4 protein-coding genes are annotated in these 3,971 nt (G+C 70.0%); all 4 read right to left on the reverse strand.

What is annotated here, in order from left to right; all coding sequences use genetic code 11:
- A partial coding sequence (locus ACFV2X_RS55325; protein ID WP_358702979.1) for a flavodoxin-dependent (E)-4-hydroxy-3-methylbut-2-enyl-diphosphate synthase occupies positions 1-178 on the reverse strand: 178 nt, incomplete at its 3' end.
- Between the two features lie 4 nt (positions 179-182).
- On the reverse strand, positions 183-1,208 hold the full coding sequence (hpnH, locus tag ACFV2X_RS55330; protein ID WP_385631862.1) for an adenosyl-hopene transferase HpnH: 1,026 nt from the start codon (positions 1,206-1,208) through the stop codon (positions 183-185).
- Complete coding sequence (locus tag ACFV2X_RS55335) at positions 1,135-1,872, reverse strand: 1-hydroxy-2-methyl-2-butenyl 4-diphosphate reductase (protein WP_385631865.1); 738 nt, start codon at positions 1,870-1,872, stop codon at positions 1,135-1,137. The genes hpnH and ACFV2X_RS55335 overlap by 74 nt, the downstream gene beginning before the upstream one ends.
- Complete coding sequence (shc, locus tag ACFV2X_RS55340; RefSeq protein ID WP_385631868.1) at positions 1,872-3,815, reverse strand: squalene--hopene cyclase; 1,944 nt, start codon at positions 3,813-3,815, stop codon at positions 1,872-1,874. Before shc ends, ACFV2X_RS55335 begins: the two co-directional genes overlap by 1 nt.
- Positions 3,816-3,971 lie beyond the last annotated feature (156 nt).

Consider the following 3,971-nt stretch of genomic DNA (forward strand, 5'->3'; position numbering starts at 1 on the left):
TCTGCTGCAGCGTCGCCCCGATATCCGCCGTCACCGTCGTCGTCATCGACTGCACCGACACCGGCGCGTCCCCGCCCACCGCCACCGACCCGACCCGCAGCCGCCGCGACAGGCGGCGCGCGGCGGGCGGTCGGGGCGGCATCGCGGGAAGTCCCAGATCAATCCCCGCTGACGTCATCACGTCACCCGCGACTTCCTGAGGCCGTCTCGCGGGCCGCGCGCAGCGACTCCTTGAGGGAGCCCATCGTGGCCAGGACGGCGGTCGGCTCATAGCCGCAGTGGGCCATGCAGTTGTCGCAGCGCGGGTCCTTGCCGCGGCCGTACTTCTCCCAGTCGGTCTCCTCGATGAGCTGACGGTAGGTGGGAACGTATCCGTCGGCCATCAGATAGCAGGGTCGCTGCCAGCCGAAGAGCGAATAGTTGGGAATGCCCCACGCGGTGCAGGGGAAGTCGGCCTTGCCCTCCAGGAAGTCCAGGAAGAGCGGGCTGTGATTGAAGCGCCAGCGCCGCCGGTTGCCGCCGGCGAATGCCTTCTTGAACAGCTCGCGGGTCTGCTCGACCCCGAGGAAGTGCTCCTGGTCGGGCGCCTTTTCGTAGGCGTAGGCGGGCGAAATCATCATCTCGTCCACCTTGAGCTCGTCGTTGAGGAAGTTGAGCACCTCGACGACGGTCTGCGGGGTGTCGGTGTTGAAGAAGGTGGAATTGGTGGTCACCCGGAAGCCGCGCCGCTGCGCCTCCTTGATGGCCTCCACCGCCTCGTCGAACACCCCCTCCTTGGCGACCGACTCGTCGTGCCGCTCGCGCAGCCCGTCGATGTGCACCGCGAACGCGAAATACGGGGAAGGCTTGAACTTGTGAATCTTCTTGCGCAGCAGCACGGCATTGGTGCACAGGAAGACGTATTTCCGGCGCTCCACCAGCTGCCGTACGATTTCGTCGATCTGCGGGTGCATCAGGGGCTCACCGCCCGCGATGGACACCATCGGCGCACCGGACTCCAGCACCGCGCCCACCGCCTGGGCGACCGGCATCCGCTGCTTGAGCACGCCGGCGGGATGCTGGATCTTTCCGCATCCCTCGCACTTCAGATTGCACGCGTACAACGGCTCGAGCTCGACAATCAGCGGAAACTTGTCACGACGCTTGATCACTTTCTGGTCGAAGAGATACGTCGCAACCCGGATGGTCTGTCGGAGCGGCATGGCCATCTAGCTCACCTCCTGGGAGCAGCGAAGAACGGTGCCAGGTAAAGAAAGCAGGAAGGATGGTGCGTAGTACGCGGAAAGCAGATATTCCCCCGCGCAGTGTTCCGATACGGACGAGTTCATGTTCAGGAGCGTCCACGATCACTCGTACGGCCGCAACCGGGCGTACCCCGGCCGCCACGGCGCTGCGGAGCGTCGCGGCTGACTCCATGTCCACCGCGATCGCGCCGGTGGCGTGCAGCCGGGCCCGCTCGGCCCCCCGTACGACATGGTCGGAGCCGGCGAGCGGGCCGGTGTGGACGGTGCTGCGCCCGGGTCCGGCCCGCGCCAGTCGGGTGAGCGCGTCGGCGAGGACCGCGGTGCCGGTGCACGGCGTGCGGCCCGTACCGTCCCGGGTCTCCTCGGCCACCACCAGGTCGCCCGGGTGCATCCCGGGGGCCAGACCGGCGCAGAAGCCGGTGGCGATGACGGCGGCGCGGACCGCGCCCCCGCCGGTCTCACCGAGCGCACGGGTCACCGCGCGCTCGGCGGCCTGCGGCCCCATACCGGTGCGCTCCACGGTCACCGGCCCGGCGGCCCCGCCGAAGTCGCCGCGGCGCAGGGCGAACCGCTCGATGCCGAGCGCGCAGGCGATCAGCAGCGGCGCCGGGCTCGGGCCGGGGGCCATCAGGACCTCCGCGGCCGCGCCACGGCGGGCTCGCCGTTGACGTACCGTCCCAGCGCGGTGACCGGGAAGACCTGCCGGTACAGGTGGTAGTTGATGGAGAAGTCCCAGGGGAAGCCGGTGCCGGTGAAGTACGGCTCGTCCCAGGACCCGTCGTCTTCTTGCGTCTCGGCGAGCCAGGTGACCCCGCGCTCGACCGCCTTGCTCTCCCGCTCCCCCGCCGCCAGCAGGGCCAGCAGCGCCCATGCGGTCTGCGAGGCGGTGGAGGCGCCCCGTCCGGCCCACTGCCGGTCGGGGTAGGAGCGCTGGTCCTCGCCCCAGCCGCCGTCCTCGTTCTGGACCTGTTCCAGCCAGTGGACGGCGCGGCGGATCGCCGGATGGGAGCCGGGGACCCCGGCGACCACCAGCGCCGGGACGACGGAGCCGGTGCCGTAGACGTAGTTCGTCCCCCAGCGGCCGAACCAGGACCCGTCAGCCTCCTGCTCGGCCAGCAGCCAGGCGACGCCACGCCGGGCGGCGGGGTCCTGGGCCCTGCCCTCATGCGCGAGCATTTCGACGACATGCGCGGTGACATCGGCCGACGGCGGGTCGATGACCTCCCCGAAGTCGCAGAACGGCAGCCGGTTGGGCAGCCGGCTGGTGTTGTCGACGTCGAAGGCGCCCCACGCGCCGTCGCTGGACTGCATGCCGAGCGTCCAGCGCGTCCCGAGCCGCACCGCCGCCTCGACCCGCTCGGGGTCGGGGTGGCTCACCCGGCGCAGCGCCAGGATGACCTCGGCGGTGTCGTCGATGTCGGGGTAGTTGTCGTTGTCGAATTCGAACGCCCAGCCCCCGGAGGGCAGCCCGGGGCGTCGCACCGACCAGTCGCCCGGCCGGGTGACCTGTTCGTCGAGCATCCAGTCCGCGGCCTTGATCAGCGCGGGGTGGTCCGGGGCCAGCCCGGCGTCGACGAGCGCGATGGTGGCCAGACAGGTGTCCCAGACCGGTGACTGGCAGGCCTCGATCATCCGGCTGCCGTCCTCCCGCCACACCGCGAAGCGGTCCAGGGAGTCAAGCCCGGCGCGCATCACGGGGTGGTCGAGGTCGTAGCCGAGGAGGTGCAGGGCGATCAGGGAGTACACGGCGGGCGGCTGGATGCCGCCCCAGCAGCCGTCGCTCTCCTGCCGCTCCACGATCCAGCGCGCACAGGATCTCAGCGCGGCCCGGCGCAGCGGCCGGACCGCGACCTTGTGGTAAGCGTGCAACGCCCGGTCCAGACGCTGGAAGACGCCGTCCCAGGAGGCGAGGGGGGCGGGTGCGGACGGCGGGTTGGGCCGCCGGGGGTCGATGTGGAGCTCATCGAGGGGGAACGGTGCGGGCCGTACGGGGCGCTTGGCCGAGACGACGGTGAGCGGCACGATGGTCTGCCGCGCCCAGCAGCCGAAGTCGTAGATGTTGAGCGGCAGCCACTTGGGAAAATAGATGATCTCCGGCGGCAGCTCGGGCAGGTCCTCCCACTTCCACCAGCCGAACAGCGCCAGCCAGATACGGGTGAACACCCGGCTCTTCGCGATGCCGCCGTGGTCACGCACCCACGCGGAGGCGGCGGCCATATGGGGCGCATCGGGCCGGTCTCCGGCCAGCCGCAGGCCGACGTACGCCTCGATGGTGGTGGAGAGCTCCGGGGGGCCTCCGTGGAAGGTGGCCCAGGTGCCGTCCTCACGCTGCTTGGAGCGGAGGTAGCGGGCGGCGGCTTCCAATGTGGCCGGGTCCTGGATACCGAGGAACTGGCGGAGCATCAGGTCCTCGGCGTCCATGGTGACGTTGGTCTCCAGGTCGCCCTTCCACCAGCCCTGCTCGTCCTGGCGGTCCAGCAGATGGCGGGTGGCCCGCGCCGTCGCCTCCCGGGCAAGCGCTAACGTCGCGGGTTCGATGGGCTCGGGCGGATGGACGGTTGTCGCTGTCATGGCTTCCCCTTTTGCAGTGTGAGATCTCTGCCGTCGTGGGGCTTCCGTCGGGCGGCACCCCCCGGGGGGGGCGCGCCCGCCCGGGCGGCGAAATTAGGGGGATTTAGAATAAAAAAAGACGAAAAACAAAAAAAAAGCCGCAGCCCAAAACAGAGC

It is taken from the genome of Streptomyces sp. NPDC059679, assembly GCF_042734105.1.
Classification (GTDB): Bacteria; Actinomycetota; Actinomycetes; order Streptomycetales; family Streptomycetaceae; genus Streptomyces.